11 protein-coding genes are annotated in these 15,320 nt (G+C 65.4%); 7 read left to right on the forward strand and 4 right to left on the reverse strand.

Annotated features, from left to right (window positions below; genetic code table 11):
- The first annotated feature begins 88 nt into the window (after positions 1-88).
- Positions 89-1,207 (forward strand): glycosyltransferase, encoded by a 1,119-nt coding sequence (locus tag F9C41_RS33480; protein WP_155390846.1) that lies wholly within the window; start codon positions 89-91, stop codon positions 1,205-1,207.
- Between the two features lie 57 nt (positions 1,208-1,264).
- Here the strand turns inward: F9C41_RS33480 and F9C41_RS33485 are convergent, their stop codons facing one another.
- The 4 genes from F9C41_RS33485 to F9C41_RS33500 all read right to left on the reverse strand — a co-directional run bounded on the left by F9C41_RS33485 (position 1,265) and on the right by F9C41_RS33500 (position 5,953).
- Positions 1,265-2,185 (reverse strand): GDP-mannose 4,6-dehydratase, encoded by a 921-nt coding sequence (locus F9C41_RS33485; RefSeq protein ID WP_155390847.1) that lies wholly within the window; start codon positions 2,183-2,185, stop codon positions 1,265-1,267.
- Entirely contained in the window at positions 2,182-3,333 is a 1,152-nt protein-coding gene (locus F9C41_RS33490; RefSeq protein WP_155390848.1) for a glycosyltransferase family 4 protein, read from the reverse strand. The genes F9C41_RS33485 and F9C41_RS33490 overlap by 4 nt, the downstream gene beginning before the upstream one ends.
- Positions 3,330-4,469, reverse strand: coding sequence for a glycosyltransferase family 4 protein (locus F9C41_RS33495; RefSeq protein ID WP_196280059.1), 1,140 nt, complete (start codon positions 4,467-4,469; stop codon positions 3,330-3,332). Before F9C41_RS33495 ends, F9C41_RS33490 begins: the two co-directional genes overlap by 4 nt.
- A gap of 266 nt (positions 4,470-4,735) precedes the next feature.
- On the reverse strand, positions 4,736-5,953 hold the full coding sequence (locus F9C41_RS33500) for a mannosyltransferase family protein (RefSeq protein ID WP_196280060.1): 1,218 nt from the start codon (positions 5,951-5,953) through the stop codon (positions 4,736-4,738).
- Between the two features lie 593 nt (positions 5,954-6,546).
- Between F9C41_RS33500 and F9C41_RS33505 the strand changes: the two genes are divergently transcribed.
- Genes F9C41_RS33505 through F9C41_RS33530 form a run of 6 tightly spaced genes read left to right on the forward strand, consistent with a single transcriptional unit; the run spans position 6,547 to position 15,070 of the window.
- Positions 6,547-7,425, forward strand: coding sequence for an ABC transporter permease (locus F9C41_RS33505; protein ID WP_230690203.1), 879 nt, complete (start codon positions 6,547-6,549; stop codon positions 7,423-7,425).
- Positions 7,426-7,427: 2 nt separating this feature from the next.
- Positions 7,428-8,720: an ABC transporter ATP-binding protein gene (locus F9C41_RS33510; RefSeq protein WP_155390852.1), complete on the forward strand. Its 1,293-nt coding sequence runs from the start codon at positions 7,428-7,430 to the stop codon at positions 8,718-8,720.
- Positions 8,720-9,865 carry an FkbM family methyltransferase gene (locus F9C41_RS33515; RefSeq protein ID WP_155390853.1) on the forward strand — a complete coding sequence of 382 codons (1,146 nt, stop codon included), beginning with the start codon at positions 8,720-8,722 and terminating at the stop codon, positions 9,863-9,865. The genes F9C41_RS33510 and F9C41_RS33515 overlap by 1 nt, the downstream gene beginning before the upstream one ends.
- Entirely contained in the window at positions 9,855-12,230 is a 2,376-nt protein-coding gene (locus F9C41_RS33520; RefSeq protein ID WP_155390854.1) for a glycosyltransferase, read from the forward strand. Before F9C41_RS33515 ends, F9C41_RS33520 begins: the two co-directional genes overlap by 11 nt.
- 56 nt (positions 12,231-12,286) lie before the next feature.
- On the forward strand, positions 12,287-13,852 hold the full coding sequence (locus tag F9C41_RS33525; RefSeq protein WP_196280061.1) for a polysaccharide pyruvyl transferase family protein: 1,566 nt from the start codon (positions 12,287-12,289) through the stop codon (positions 13,850-13,852).
- Positions 13,853-13,855: 3 nt separating this feature from the next.
- The gene (locus F9C41_RS33530; protein ID WP_155390856.1) at positions 13,856-15,070 is read left to right on the forward strand and encodes an acyltransferase family protein; all 1,215 of its coding nucleotides are present in this window, start codon (positions 13,856-13,858) and stop codon (positions 15,068-15,070) included.
- Positions 15,071-15,320: the final 250 nt, after the last annotated feature.

Here is a 15,320-nt window from a genome sequence, read left to right on the forward strand (position 1 = left end):
TAGGCACCGCTCCGGACCGCACGGCATATCAGCAAGACGACGACACGGCCTTCGACGAGGCCAGAACATCGAGGAGCGGGATCTAGCGATGGCGGGCGGCGCCGGAACCGGTCAGGCAACGCTGCTGCCTGGCAAGTCGGTGGCGATCGTGCACGAATGGTTCGGCGCGACCGGTGGATCGGAGAACGTGTTTCTCGCGATCAACAGCGTGCTTCCCCAGGCCAAGGGGTTCGTCCTCTGGCGGGATCGCGACGCTCACCGAGGCGCGGCGTTCCAGGAGTCGTGGCTCGCCCGGACTCCGCTACGCCGGTCCAAGGCGCTGGCGCTGCCGTTCATGCCGTTCGCCTGGCGCACCCTCACCCGCGAGAAGTTCGACGTGGTGGTCTCATCCAGCCACGCCTTCGCGCACACCGCGAAGACAGGCAGGTCCGACCACACCAGGTACCTCAGCTACGTCCACTCACCGGCACGCTACGTCTGGAGTCCAGGCTTCGACGGCCGTGGGTCATCCGGTGCGCTGATGCTGCCACGCAAGGTCCTCCAGGCGGTCGACGTCCGCATGAACCGCCACGTGCACAGCTATGCCGCCAACTCCAATGAGGTCAGGGCACGCATCGAGCGCTTCTGGAAGCGCGACGCATACGTCATCCATCCGCCGGTGGACGTGGACTACTTCGCCGCCGCCCCGCCGCGCCAGCAGGCGCAGTCGCGCGACTACCTGCTGGGTGTGGGCCGCTGGATCCCGTACAAGAACTTCGACCTGATGATCCAGATCGCCGAAGCGGCCCGGCTGCCCCTGGTGATCGCCGGCTCCGGGCCCATGGAGGCGGCACTGCGCCGCCAGGCGGCGACGGTCACCGTTCCCGTCACCTTCGAACGCCAGCCCTCGCGTGAGCGGCTGCGCGAGCTGTACTGGGGCGCCAGGGCACTGCTGTTCCCCACTCACGAGGACTTCGGCATCATCCCGGTCGAGGCGATGACCTGCGGCACGCCGGTGCTCGGCCTCGGCTCGGGCGGCCTGCTGGAGACGGTCGTCGACGGGAAGACGGGCTTCCTCACCGGCTCGCTGCAGCCCCACGACTATGTCGACCGGCTGCGCCATCTCGACGAGTTGGACCGGAACGTGGTGAGGGCACACGCCGGCAACTTCAGCGAAGCTGTGTTCCGCCGACGGCTGGCGTCTTGGATCGAGGCGGAGGCTGCGTAAGTAGGCTCCGCTGACGCCAGGCGCTCCCGCGCAGGCTGCTGCGAACGGTGGTCCTTTTTATACCTGCCCGCGCCAGTAGCTGAGTGTGTCGGACAAGGTCTGTTCGAGCGGTATGCGGGGCGTCCAGCCGGTGTCGAGCCGAATCTTCGTCGCATCCCCGCGCAGGTCCGGAATATCCGCTGGCCGCATCCGCTCCGGGTCCTGCTCCGTACGGAACTTCTGTTGAGAGATCTCCAGCAGTAGGTCCAGGACCTCCTGGCCGGAACGGGACCTGCCGGTGCAGACGTTATAGGCCTCCCCGGCCTTGCCCTTGGCGGCCAGGAGAATGTAGGCGCGGACGATGTCCCGAACATCGGTGAAGTCCCGCTTCGCGCTCAGATTGCCGACTCGCAGAGTCTCCCCGCCATCGCGTTCCAGCTCGGCGATCTGTTTCGTGAGATCGGCGATCAGGTAGCCCGGCCGCTGCCCGGGCCCGAAGTGATTGAACGGGCGGGCGATAACGGATTCGAGACCCATTTTGCCGTACATCGAGACCAGGTTCTCCTGGCCCGCCTTGGCAACCGCATATGGGTTCGAAAAGTCCAGCGGCGTCGTCTCGGCCAGCGGCAGCTGCGAAGCGCTGGCCATGCCATAGATCTGGCCACTGCTGACCACCAGTATGCGGGGATTCAAACCGAGCGCCAGGCAGCCCTGGTAGAGGTTGATCTGCATTGCCAGGGTGGAGGTCACCGCCTCCACCGGAGTCTTGAGGGACAGCGCAACCGATGCGAACGCGGCCAGGTGGTAGATCGTGTCCGGCCGCAGCTCGTCCAGCAGGGCAACCACCGAGTCATAGTCGGTGAGGTCCAGATGGTGGATATTGTGGTTCTTAGGCTGCGAAAGAGAGGTCCCGTGGGCTTCCACGCCTGCGGACTGCCTGAGCGCCTCCATGAGATGCGAACCAGCGAAACCCGTCGCTCCCGTTACCAGCGCTCTCATCTACCGGCACCTACCTTGCTGATCACTGCGAGCAGCCGTTGCGCACTCGCTTCCCACGTGAACGTTTTCGCCCGTACGAGCCCCTTGCGCCGCAGCTTATCAGCCAGCGCCGGGTCCCCAAGGACGTGCTCTATGTGGTGGGCGAGCGCGGCAGAGTCCTGGGCGTCGACCAGAATCCCCGCGTCCCCCACGACCTCAGGAAGGGACGAGTTGTCTGCCACGATGACCGGGGTGTTGCACGCCATTGCCTCCAAGGGCGGCATCCCGAACCCTTCATAGAATGACGGATACACAAACACGGAAGCGCCGCTGTACAGCGCCGGCAGATCTTCGTCAGGCACGTATCCCGTGGTGATGATGTCCAGGTGCCGCAAGGAATCGAGCTGCGCCTTGATGTCACGGTCGAGCCAGCCCTTGCCACCGGCGAGCACCAGGGAATACGACGAGCGGACCTCCGGCGGCAGCTTTCCGTAGGCATCCAAGATGCCTTTGATGTTCTTCCTCGGCTCCAACGTGCCCGTGTACAGGATGAACGGCCTCGAGATACGGTACTTCTCCGCCACCACTGCATCTATTTCCTGCTTCGACCGTGGGTAGAAGATGCTGTGATCGACCGCCGGGCTGACGATGGAGATCCGGTCCGGATCGGTGCCGTAGCACCGCACGATCTCGTCTTTGGAATGCTGTGAGACAGCAATGACGTGCTGGCACTTGCGCAGCGTCTTGGGCACGTACCGCATGAGGAACTGACGGTTCCTGCGGGCTGTGTGCTGGGGGTGCTTCAGGTAGGAGACATCGTGCACCACCGCTATCGCGGAGCTGCCCAGGGGCAGCGGATAGCGTACGAAATTGGGGAAGAAGAACAGATCCGGCCGGCTTCCCAGCATGACGTCGATCGGCGGGGACGTGATCTTGCGGACGATCGCGTTGAACGCCTTCAAGGGCACGTATCGGATGAAGCGGTAGCCCACGCGCGGACCCGACGGGATCGGCTTGGGCTCTGTTCCTCTACCCAGAAACGCGAAGGCAAAGATCGTGTATTGATTGACCTCATCGAGCCTGAAGAGCGCCTCGAGCAGGTTCTTCGTGTACTGACCCACACCCGTGCGCTGCCGGAAGAGGGAAGCGCCCTCGACGAAAATTCTCATGCGCGTCGCTTCCGTTCGTCGCGAGACACCTGGTGCCCGGCATCCGTGTACACCTGATGGGTGAGCTCCGCCGTCTTCTGCCACGAGAACATCGCCAGGCGTTCCTGGGCCTTGGCGGAGAGCTCGATCGATCGACCAGGCTGATCAAGCAGGTCGACGATATGCTGCGCCAGCTCGTCGGCATCGTGCGGATCGAAGTACACGGCCGCGTCTCCATACACCTCGGGAAGGCAGCTCGCCGTTGAGGAGAGGACCGGCAGCCCCTGTGTCATGGCCTCGATGCCCTGCAGCCCGAATCCCTCGGACAGCGACGGGTTGACATACATTGCCGCATTTCGGTACAGCCATTTGAGCTGGCCGTCGGTGACGAACCCTGGCATGACGACGCGGTCGGACACCTGCAGGCTCTCGGTCAACGAGAGCAGCGCGTCCTTGAACTCACGCGGCTCCCCGGCCAGGACCAACTTCACGTCCTGCCTGACCCTCGCAACGAGGGTGAGGGCTTCGATGAGGACGCGAACGTTCTTGTACGCGTAGTAGTTGCCCACGTAGAGGATGAGCGGGCCCGAATCCTCAAGGCCCGCGACAGGTTCTTCTTCGGCCGCTGCCAGGTGCGCCGAGTCGGCGGCAAGCCAAGCCGCAGACACCTTCGTACCTTCTATCCGGAAGCGCGAAATCAGCTGCTGTCGGACATATTCGGTCAAAGTGACAACGTGGGTAGCTGTCGTCACCTGCCTCCGGAAGATCACTCGGAACGGGAAGCGCTTGAGCTTCGTGGCCAGGCGCCGGCCCAACGACCCTCGGCTCGTGTCGAAGTCGAGCAACGTCAGGTCGGCAACCGTAACGACCTTGCGGCCGCCGTAGAGGGCGGCGGCATTGGGGGTCACGAAATGCACAAGGTCCGGAGCGAGGCGGTCCAGGAGGCGCGGCAGGCGCGCCTGCTCGGCCAAGGTGTACGGAGCGATGTCGCATTCAATGCGCGTGAAGTTGGCTGCGGACGGCGTCCATCGCGGCCAGTCGTTCCTGCGCATGAGCACCAGGTATTCGTTATCCCGGTCGATCACCTCCAGACCTTCCAGGAGCGCGAGGGTGTACCGGCCGATGCCCGTCCAGGAGAGCATTCTCCCGTCGATCACGATCCTCATGCTGACGCGGCACTCACCGAGGCGACAGAAACGGCAGAACTCCGAGGCGGCTCGGGAAGGCCGGCCGCTGGCGTTTTCGCTTCACCCGCCAGCCTCGTTCCTGCGACGAGCATTCCGATGACCACTGCAAACCCCTGATCTGGCCTTGTTGCGGATCTTGGCGAACCCGGGCGCCCGGGCGAGCATATACGCAGGCGCTCACCGAGCCCGCCGCTACCAACCGACAGCGCACAAGCCCTGGCAGCGGGCCACTGCACTCAGCCCGCCCACAGATGGTTGAGGAACAGCACCATCCAGATCGCCTGCATCCCGATCGCCGCCATCAGATAGAAGCGCTCGAAGGCCCGGTTCTGGCCCATCTTCGCCAGCACCAGGAAGATCGCGACGATCTCCAGCAGGTAGCGCGGAATGGACGTCAGCGCCAGCGGCGGGCTCACCGGGAACAGCACGGCGAGCCCCAGGCTCGCCCAGCCGTAGACGACCAGGTAGAACTGGTCGGCACGAAGCCGCCATGGTCCCACCACCGCCAGGACCAGCACGGCGAACGCGATGAGCACGAAGGACACGTCGACGAGGTTGTAGAGGTTCTGCGGATGCAGCACTCTGACGTCGTTCATGGTCCGCACCGCGCTGTAGACCGACTCCCAGGGCAGGGTGAGCTTGCGCCCCCACCAGTTCTGCGCGTCGGAGAAGGCGAACGCGTTGTCGAACTTCCACTTGCAGTACAGGCTGAAACACGCCAGTCCGACCGGCACCAACGCCACCGACAGCACGTCCCACCGGATCGCACGCGGCTGGAACCGTCGCTGACGCAGGTACTCGAAGAGCAGCACCATCGCCAGCAGCACGCCCGCCGACCTGGTGGCACTCGAGAACGCCCCCAGAACGCCGGCGACCCACCACTGGCCCTTGCGCATGGCGTAGAGGGCGCCGAGGGCGAACGCCATGAACAGCGACTCGTTGTAGCCGATGTACAGGAAGAACGCGAACGGGAACGCCACCAGGTAGAACCCAGCCCGGTGGGCCGTGGCCTCACCCAACTCGTACGAGGCGAGCCGATGGAGGAGCACCAGCATCACATACGCGGCGATGCTCGACACCACCAGCGCGGCGACGAAACCGTCGCCGGGCAGCACGCTGTCGAAGGCCCTGACGAACAGGGGGTAGAGCGGGTAGAACGCCGTCGACTCCGACGGAATCGGCGGGCCGTACCCGTGCTCGGCGATTGCCAGGTAGTGGCCCGTGTCCCACCACATCCACCGCTCCAGCAGCCCGCCGGGCGAAGCGCCCGCCGGCCAGGTGTCCAGCGACTCGCCCGGTGCGCCGCGTGGCATCGCGTAGAACAGCGTCGCGACGGCCATCAGCAGGTGGCCGGCGAGCCACAGGTAGCCGCCTGACAGCAGCGCCTGGCGCCACGGCCGGGCGCCTGGCTGCGCACCGGCATCCGGCGCCTGATCTGCAATGCCGTCGATCAACCGGTGCCACCACGTCGAGGAAGTGGCCCTGGGCAGGGAAACGTCGAGTTCCGGGGGTGATGCGACGGACATAGCTGCGCAGACTACCGGCACACGTGCACTTCTTTCTTACCCGGTTTCGCCCGGCTATGCGCGAGACAGATCCCCAGGACATGCCGCATCCGCATATAGACCTAGAGGAACCTAGTCAAATCAGACAAAAGCAAAGAACGGCGAAGCAACGGCCAAGCCACCCAGACCACTGAGTAATCCAGGCCAGAGGCACTTCGCTGAGACGTCAGTCACGTTCGGTGTCCTGACTGGCCACCGGTGCTGCTGGGGGGAGTTGGCTCCGGCGACTCGCTCCCGTAGCATGGCGCTCTCGTAGCATGGCCGAGCTGAGCCGCGCCAGCAAGGGCCTTCTTAAGCAGCGGAGGAACGAAACAGGCCATGATCGCCACGCAACCGCATGACCTGATCACAGAGAAATTCGAGCGGGTGCTCCCAGCCGTCGTGTCGGACACGCTCACTGGCGCGGACGAGCTGACAATCACGGTAGTCCGGCCATGACCATACGACCTGGCGCCGGCCAGGCCACGCAGGGTTCGGCTCAGGTGGCAGTGGCCGACGGACCGCCCGCCACAGAGACCTCCACGAAACGGAGCCGGGGGTTGGCAGGGCCCAAGCGGCAGAACCTGTTCGACCGGTACCGGTATCCGTTCATTTTGCTCGGCCGACTGGTGCGCACCGACTTCAAGCTCCGGTACCACGGGTCGGCCCTCGGCTATCTCTGGTCACTCCTCCGACCTCTGTTTCTGTTCGTGGTTCTTTACTTCGTCTTTGCGAGGTTCCTCAAACTAGGCGCGGGAATTCCGCATTTCCCGCAGTACCTCTTGCTGGGAATCGTCCTCTGGAACTACTTCGCCGAGGTCACCGCGAACAGCATCGCCGCCATCGTGGGGAAAGGCGATCTGCTGCGAAAGATCGACTTCCCCAAGTACGTCATCATCCTGGCCGGATCGTTCTCCGCGTTCATCAACCTGCTCCTCAACCTTGCGGTGCTCGGCGTATTCCTGGCTGTCGGCCGCGTGCACGTGGGCTGGAACGCACTCCTCATCGTGCCGCTCATCGCCGAGCTCTTCGTCTTCGGGCTCGCGCTCTCCTTCGTGCTGAGCGCGCTGTACGTGCGCTTCCGGGATGTCGCTTTCATCTGGGAAGTGTTCATGCAGGCCGCGTTCTACGCCACGCCGATCCTCTACTCGGTCAGCTTCGTCCCCCAGTCGATCGCGCAGCTCCAGTTCCTCAGCCCGATGGCCCAGATAATCCAGGACGCGCGGTACGTGTTGGTCACCGACCAGACTCAGACCATCTATGACGTGTACGACGGCAGGGTGTGGGTCTGGCTGGTGCCCCTCGCCGTATGCCTGGTGTCCGTCATACTCGCGGCGACCTATTTCCGAAGCCGCTCCAAGTACTTCGCCGAGGAGATCTGACGATGACGCGGGAGTTGGCCCTGAGTGTCACGGACGTCTCCAAGAGATTCACCCTGCCCCACGAGCGGATCACGACCGTCAAGAGCCTCTTCACCGGTCTGGTCAAACGGCAATCGAAGATCGTCAACGAGACCCAGCACGCGCTTCAGGACATATCGTTCGAGGTGGAGCGGGGAGAGTTCTTCGGCATCGTCGGACGCAACGGCAGCGGGAAGAGCACGCTCCTCAAGATCATGGCCGGCATCTATCGGCCGTCGACGGGCAGCGTCGTCAAGACCGGCCGCCTGGTCCCCTTCATCGAGCTCGGCGTTGGCTTCAACCCGGAGTTGACGGGCCGCGAGAACGTCTACCTCAACGGTGCCATGCTCGGCTTCAGCGCGCGCGAGATCGAGGCCCTTTACAGCGATATCGTCGAGTTCGCTGAGCTCGAACGGTTCATGGACCAGAAGCTGAAGAACTACTCATCCGGCATGCAGGTCCGGTTGGCGTTCTCCATGGCCACCCGCGCCAAGACCGACATCCTCCTCATCGACGAGGTCCTGGCCGTCGGCGATGCCGACTTCCAGCGCAAATGCTTCGACTACTTCAAGAGCCTCAAGAAACAGAACGTCACCGTCGTCTTTGTCACCCACGACATGAGTGCCGTGCGCGAGCACTGCGACCGCGCGATGCTGATCGAGGACTCCAGAATCGTGTCCATCGGCGACACAGACATGATCACGAAGCAGTACTTCGAGCTGTTCCACCTACCAGCCCCGGCGCTCCACAGCGACGAGAACGGGGCCGAGGCAGAGGTCGAAGCAGAGGCCGAAGCAGAGGCCGAAGCCCAGCACCCGCAGGTTGTCGAGCAGGCAGAAGAACCGGCTCCGAAGCGGTGGGGCAGCATGAAAGCAGCCTTCACCAGCATCGACCTGTCCAGCAGCCGGGTGACCGACGCGGACGACACGATCTCCATCACGTGCACCGCCGAGGCCAAGGAGAGTGTGGAGGATGCCGTCTTTGGTTTTATGATCAGGAACGCATCTGGCCAGCCGATTCTGGGCACGAACACGGAGATCAAGGGCCAGCGACCGATGTCTTTGGCAGAGGGGCAGAAGGTCGTAGTTCGGTGGAGTGTGCCAAACGTATTCAACGAGGGGTTGCACTGGCTCGAGCCTGCGATCGTGCACAACGGCGGCGGGGATGTGTGTGATTGGTGGCAGGAGGCGGCTAGTTTCACGGTCGTTCGCCAAGAACGGACACCATATATTGTCAGCCCGGCTATAGACCTCGTTATAGAGAAAGGTCAGGGATAATGACCGACGCCATAACGTACGCTCAGAACCGGGAAGACCTGTACATAGCCGGCTTCTTTCCAGATGTGGAAAACGGGTTCTACGTTGACGTGGGAGCGCAGCATCCGGTGCGGGACTCCGTCACGAAGTACTTCTCTTTGCTTGGTTGGACGGGCATCAACATCGAACCGCAGCGCAAGTATCACGAGCTGCTTGCGGCCGACCGCCCAAAGGACATCAACCTTAACATGGGTATTTCGGATGCGGCTGGGAGTTTGCAGCTGAGAGAATTCCCCAGTGACGGTCTCTCAACATTCTCGGATGTTCTGAAATCGGAGTACGAGCAGGACGAGCACATGCGTTCGGCCGGTCACACCGACTATGACGTCACGGTCGACACGCTGGCCAACGTGTTCGCCGAACACGTTCCCGAACGACAGACCATTCACTTTATGAAGGTCGACGTCGAGGGACTCGAGTACCAGGTGTTCCTCGGTAACGACTGGTCGCGGTTTCGCCCGATCGTGCTCTGTGTCGAGGCCAATCATATAATCCAGGACTGGCATCAGCTGCTTGCCGACGCGAACTATGAGAAGGTCCTCTTCGACGGCCTGAACGAGTACTTTCTCGCGAAGGAGCACATCGCCCGGTTCGAGCATTTCGCCTTCGTGCGGATGTTCCTCGTCGAGAAGCAGATCAAGCCCTTCTTCCTCAGCAGCCACATTGCGGACCTCCACGGTCAGATTCATCACCTTGCGACGGAGGCCGCCCAGCTGAACGCACGGCACGCCGAGGCGCTCGCGCGAGTCACCGGAGAGAATGCGTCGCTGGAAGAGAAGGTGCGGCGCTGGGAAGAGCAGGCGCAGCACTTGGAGGCGAAGGCGCGGCACCTGGAAGAGAACGTCGCGAAGCTGCACGCCAGTAACAAGAGCATCAAGTTTCACCTACGCAGCCTGCGCGAACTCGGCAAGGAGCGTGTTGCACGCCGGGTTTTCCCCGTCCAGGTAGCATCGCCGCCGCCGGGTGACCACCCCGGCTCCAAGATCACTTCAGCTTCCCCCATCAACCCCGACGCGCACTCGACAGATACTGCCGACCAGCGCTTTCACGATCGGACCTCTACAGACGTGGCGTTCGTAGCCGAGGAGAAACAGCGTGGCGCCTAGATACCGCGCGTGCACGATCGTCGCACGCAACTATCTCGCGCAAGCCGAGGTTCTCGCGGACTCGTTCCAGAAGTTCCACCCGGACATCGAGTTCTACACGCTCGTGATCGACGGCGGCGAAGAGGATCGGGGGCACCCGGGCGTCGGTAACGTCGTCTTCGCCGAGGACCTCGGTCTCAAGCCTCGACTGCTGCACGACATGGTCGTGATGTACGACGTGATGGAGCTCGCCACGGCACTGAAGCCCGCCATGCTGCAGTGGCTCATCCGCAAGAACTCCGCCGCGGTCGCCTACTTCGACCCTGACATCAAGGTGTTCGCCGACCTCACCGACGTGTTCGAGGCCGCTGTCGAGCATGAGATCGTCCTCACCCCGCACACCCTCGACCCGGTCCCTCGTGACGGCAAACTCCTCTCGGAGGCCACCATCATGCAGGCCGGCATCTACAACCTCGGCTTCATCGCCGTCGGGGCGGCCGGCTACCGATTCCTGAGTTGGTGGCACGAGCGGCTCAAGACCGACGCGATCGTTGAGATCGCGAGCGCACTGTTCACCGACCAGCGCTGGATCGACTGGGTACCCTCGCTGTTCAACCACGTCATCCTGAAGGACCGCGGCCTCAACGCGGCGTATTGGAACCTGCACGACCGCGAGATCACCAGCACGGCGGACGGGTACCTCGCCGGAGACGTGCCGCTGCGCTTCTTCCACTTCAGCGGCTACGACCCGGCGACGCCCTGGATCCTGTCGAAGCACATGGGCGACAATCCGCGGACGGTGCTGAGCGAGCACGCCGACCTGAGTGCGCTGTGCGGCGAGTACGGCGCAGACCTGATCCGGGCGGGGCATCCCGAGCGCCGCAAGTCGCCCTACCAGCGCGACGCGCTGCCGAACGGCGCGCGCCTGGCGGCGAGCCTGCGCCGCGCCTACCGCGACGTGTACATCGGCAAGATCGACGTGCCGGTGCCGGCCCCGGACCCGATCGCCGAGAGTGACGAATTCGTCGAGTGGATGCTGCGGCCCATGCTTGCCGGCGCGCTCGACTCGTTCTCATTCGCCGAGTACGCGATCTGGCGCAGCCGGCCCGACGTGCAGGCGGCGTACCCCGACATCGTGGGCGGCTCCGGGCCCGGCTACCGCAACTGGCTGTCGAACGACCCGGTGCCGCGTCAGGTGTTGACCGATCTCAGCGGTTCGCCTGAGCGCGCTCAGCGCACGCTCGAGGTCGGGCGGGCGGCCACCGCCGTGGAGCGGCGGCCATTCGGCTGGAGCGTCATCGCCTATGCGGCATCCGAGCTCGGCGTCGGCGAAGCCGGCCGCCGGATGGCGAGCGCCGTCGGGCTCTCGGGAGTGCCGTCCGAGCTCGTCGCGGTGCCGATCGGCAATCTCTCTCGGCAGCAGCACCGCCCCACCGTCTCGATACGCGACCGGATCGGCTTCGAGAGCGCGATCGTGTGCGTCAACGCCGACCAGGCGCCGCACATCGCGGCGATCATGCAACTGGGCCGGCTGCGCGGCAGCGTGGTGGGGCTCTGGTTCTGGGAGCTCGCGGAGTTCCCGGACCGGTTCCGGGACGCGTTCGACCCGTTCGACGAGATCTGGGTGGCGAGCGAGTTCAACCGCGAGGCGATCCAGGCGAAGACCGACAAGCTGGTGCGCCGGGTCGTGCTGCCGATCACCCTGCCGACCGCGCCGACGTCGTTCACCCGGCGCTCGCTCGGCATGCCCGACGACAGCTTCGTCTTCCTCACCAATTTCGACTACCTCTCGGTGCACGAGCGGAAGAACCCGATTGGCACGATACGCGCGTATATGCGTGCCTTCGGGCCGGATGACGGCGCCACCCTCGTCGTGAAGTCGATCAACAGCCACCACCGCACCCTCCACGCCGAGCAAGTGCGGTCGATCGCCGAAGGGCGGCCCGACATCGTCTTCCTGGACGGCTACGTCACGTCGGCGGCGATGAAGGCGATGATCGAGCTCTCCGATGCGTACGTCTCACTGCACCGGGCGGAGGGTTACGGCCTCAACATGGCTGACGCCATGGCGCACGGCACCCCGGTGATCGCGACCGGCTACTCGGGGAACATGGACTTCATGACCGCGCAGACCTCGGAGCTCATCGCTTTCGAGCTCATCGAGGTCGGCCGGGGCGCGGACCCGTACCCGGCGAGCGCGGTGTGGGCCGACCCCGACCTCGGCGCCGCCGCCGCCGCGATGCGCAGGCTGCACGACGACCCGGCGCACGCCGCGGCACTCGCCGAGCGGGCAGGGTCGCACGTCAGAGCTCGCTTCTCGCCCGAACAGATCAGCCGCACGATGGCACCCCTGCTGGTGTCCGGACTCAAGGAGACAGAACAGTGACGGGGATGCACGTGTTCGCAGTTGGTGACGTCGGTGCCGTGGGCGGCCGCCGTCACGTGGGCGACGAGGCGATGCTCGAGGCGCTCGTGCGGCGGCTCTCCACGCTCGGCGACTACCGGTTCACGATCGCATCTGCCGAGCCGCACGAGACCGCCGAGAGCTACGGCGTGCAGGCGGTCCCGCGGCTGCGCTTCGACGGCCTGGCCGGCCAGGCCGGCCTCGATCGGCTCGACTCGATCATCGACGCCGCGCTCGGCGACTCGAGCGCGATCGGGATGGACGATGCGGCCTGGTCGGTCATCCGAGGCGTCGCCGCGGCGGACGCGGTCGTCATCGCCGGCGGCGGCAATCTGTCCTCGCTCTGGCCGGAACTGATCCTCGAGCGCGTGGCCATCGGGCGCCTCGCCGGCGCGTTCAACAAGCCACTGGTCGTCTCGGGTCAGACCGTGGGGCCGGCCTTCACCGCCCGGGACGGGGCGCTCGTGGCCGAACTCCTCGGCAGGGCCCGGTTCGTCGGGGTGCGCGACGACGCGTCTGTAGACATCGTCCGCCGACTCGGCGTGCCCCAGGAGCGGATCTTCCGCACCGTCGACGACGCGGCGTTCCTCGTCCCCGCTGAGACGGAGGTCGTCGAGTGGCTCCCCGCGCGGCCATACTGCCTCGTGACGTTCTCAGGCCACGAGGGCGCCGTTCCGTTCACCGAGATCGTCCCCGCGATCGCCCGCCTGCTCGACCACGTCGCCGATGCGGGCGGCCTGGAGATCGTGTTCCTGCCGCACGAGGGCGTCGACGCCGACGACACGAGCGGTGACGGCGCCGTGCACCGGCACATCGCCGCCGCGATGCAGCAGCCGTCGCGTGCGCTGCCGATTCTGCCGAACGGCGTCTCCGCCGAGCTGGCCCGCAGGGCCGCGCTTTCGGTTTCGTCGCGCTACCACCCCGCAGTGTTCGCCGCGTCGGCAGGTGTGCCCGCCTTGGCGGTGTCGGTCGACGACTACACCGACCACAAGCTCTCCGGTGCGCTCGGGTCGTTCGGCCAGCTCGAAGGGCTGTTCTCGGCCATCTCGCTCGGTCTCGGCGACGTCGAGGCCGGTTTCGACCGGCTCTGGGACTCGCGTGACGCGGTGGCGGCGCAGGCCGTCGGCATCGCGCAGGCGCGCCGAGCAGAGAACGACGGCTGGTGGGCGCACCTGCACGCGGCGATCTCGGGGACGCACGACGACGCGACCTACCGGTGGAGCGAGCGCGAGCAGGTCGGTTATCTCGATGACGAACTTCACGCGCGCTCGACCCGGCTGCGGGACTCGCTACGCCTCGTCGGCGCGCAGTGGGTGGCAACGCACATCGCCGTTCGCGATCAGGTCGCCGAGCTGAGCGCCGCGACCGCGCCGCTGGCGGCCCTCGAACGTGAGGCAGGTCAGGCCGTGGCGGACCGGGAGTCGGCGCTCGCGCGCATCGCCGAACTCGAGGTCTCGCTCAAGGCGGCACAAAACCTCGCATCGGGCGTCGCCGACCCGATTTTCAGGCGCCACCACCGTCGCGAGGCCGCGTACCAGAACCTGCTCAACTCGCGTGCAGCCCGCCGGGCCTACCGCAAGCTGCGCCGCATAGTTGGCCGCTGAACCATGGTGATCGACACACGGCCGGCTGCGACGCCGACCCTCACAGCCCACCAGGACGGCGCTCGCCGACCACCCGGGCGGTCCGACTACTTTTCACTGGTCAACCAGCTCCGCGGGGCGGCGGCCCTGCTGGTGGTCTGGGACCACATGGTCGGGCAGTGGCTGAGCCAGCAGAGGCTTCATTGGGAGCCAAACGATCTGGTTGAGCGCTTCGTGATGGGTCCACTCAACATCATCCAGCACGGCGGATTCCTCGGCGTGGCATTGTTCTTCCTGATCAGCGGGTTCGTGGTGACCCGGGCCGCCACCCGGGAGACGCCGGGCAAGTTCGCAGTGAGACGGCTGCTGCGGGTGTACCCGCCGATGATCGTGGCGGTACTGCTGGCGGTGGGGATCGCCTGGCTGCAGCACTGGAGCGGCCACGGATCGGCGGCCTGGGAGTCGATCACCCCGGTGGTGGTGCTCAAGGCGATGACGATGCTCACCTACGTCAGCGTGCCGCAGGTGGTCATCGTGGGCGTGGCCTGGACGCTGCTCATCGAGCTGATCTTCTACGGATTGGTCGGCGTCGGCGGGTTCGTGCTGCGCCGGTCCTGGCCGGACTGGATCGTCCCAGCCGGGATCCTGGTCGTAGTGGGTGCCATCCAGCTGACCGCCACGTCCTTCGGCGCGGAGTATTTCCTGTTCAGCGTGTCGGTGGCCTACGTGCCGCTGCTGGTGCTCGGGCAGCTGGTCTACCTGGTGACCCAGCGCGGGGCCCGGATCTGGCTGGTCGGGCTGCTCGGCGTTGTCACCTGGTTGGTCTTCGTACGGGGGATCGAGCCGATCTACCCCAACTCCCTGACGCCGGAGGGATCCTACGGGTCGAGCATCAGCATCGCGCTGGTGCTGTTCCTGGTCGCGGTGCTCGCTGAGGGCCGGATCCGCGCCAACCGGGTGCTGGACCTGGTGGCGGCGCGCAGCTACTCGCTGTACCTGGTGCACGGCATCGTCGGGCTGTACGTGATGAACCTGGTCTTCGTCGACGGCTGGACCTTCCCCTGGGCACTGGTTGCCGGGCTGCTGGCCTCCGCGCTGGGAACCGAGCTGGTCTACCGCGGGGTGGAGAAGCCGTCGATCGCGGTCGGTCGGCTGCTGACCCGGCAGCGCACCCGCCCCGCCGGTGGAACCGCTGGCGACCCAGGGCGTCCGATGACCGTAGGCGCTGTCGCGAGTTAAGGCCGGCAGGATCGCCGACGCGACGAGCCGCACCGCCGAACGCGCCTGCACGATCATCCGACGAGCCTGCCGTTACCTGCGCCAGCAGGCCAACGGCAGGCTCGTCGTCAACCGCGCGAAGGTCGCCACCGAGCTGCGGCCCGCCGTCTCGACCTGCGCATCCAGGCCCACGTCCTGCTCTGCGGGCTGACGCTGCTACTCGTACGCGTCGCCGAGCGGCGCACCGGGCAGACCTGGAACCACGTCAACA

Source organism: Catellatospora paridis (assembly GCF_009720365.1).
GTDB lineage: Bacteria > Actinomycetota > Actinomycetes > Mycobacteriales > Micromonosporaceae > Catellatospora > Catellatospora paridis.